A 1,163-nucleotide genomic window follows, 5' to 3' on the forward strand; every position below is an offset into this window, starting at 1 on the left:
CATCTGATTTCAAACTTCCGAGCGGGCCCAAGTGGGCGCTTGACGAGACCCGATGGTTTACTGCGGGGATCGGTTTCCGCGGTTCGGGCATATGGGCTCAAAACAAGGCAACCGACAGTTACAATGATTCTTTCAGCATTGACAATGCTCGGGTGTATTTAAACGGGCAGGTTCATAAATATCTCAAATTTGAAGTCAACACGGAATGTTTTTTCTGTAACAACACCAGTTCGGCGGATAACCCCAAGATGTCCTATAACATTCTGGACGCTATCGGGAAAGTCGAGATCAACCGGTATGTGAACATCTGGGGCGGACGCATGCTGGTGCCCACGGAACGGGGCGAATTGAGCGGTCCTTTTTTCCAGGCGACGCATGACGCCTTCAAGACACCATTCTTTCCTCAGGACTTTAGCGTTAAATTCGGCAGCAACGGCGCGGGCCGGTATGGCCGTGATGACGGCGGCACCTTCTGGGGCAGCGTCGAACCGGGCTTCATCAAGGGTACCCTGGGCTATGCGGTGGGCGTATACCGGGGGTTGCAGTCATCCAGCACGATCGGACCCAACCAGGGGAATGATGTGTCATGGGCCGGCCGTTTCACCTACAATTTTCTGAACCCTGAAAAGAATCCGGGTTACTACACCAGCAGTACCTATTTTGGCAAGGCGGGCGACATCCTGGCGCTGGCATTCGGGGCAAATTACCAGAAGAATGGCGCGGGATCGTTTGCCAATCGCAGTGATTTCCTTGGCCTGGTTGGCGATCTTCTGTTCGAGAAAGTCTTGCCGAAGAATATGGGGGTCGCCACGGTAAACGCGGAATACAAACAGTTCTACGCTAATTACAATTCTCAGGCCTTTGCCGATCCGGGCTGCTTTTGCGTATTCGATGGAAAATCCTGGACGGTTACCGGGCTTTACCTGATACCGGTCAAGGTGGGTATCGGAAGATTCCAGCCGTATGGCAGATTCACCAGTATTCAACCGAATCACAGCAGTAAGCGGGAAGAGATCGAGGGGGGCGTGAATTACATCATTGATGGCTTCAATGCGCGTATTTCGGCGTATTACCAGCATGGCGACCTCTTCACCAAAGGCTTGAATTATGCACCGGGGGTGATAGGCGACAAGGTGGATGTCTTCAAACTATCTTTCCAGCTG

At 52.5% G+C, this 1,163-nt stretch carries 1 pseudogene; it reads left to right on the forward strand.

Features of this window, described 5'->3' with window-relative positions:
* Nucleotides 1-248: 248 nt before the first annotated feature.
* A pseudogene (locus tag BLO43_RS16055) lies at nucleotides 249-1,163 on the forward strand (hypothetical protein); the annotation flags it as partial.

This window comes from Nitrosospira sp. Nsp13 (genome assembly GCF_900101945.1).
Classification (GTDB): domain Bacteria; phylum Pseudomonadota; class Gammaproteobacteria; order Burkholderiales; family Nitrosomonadaceae; genus Nitrosospira; species Nitrosospira multiformis_D.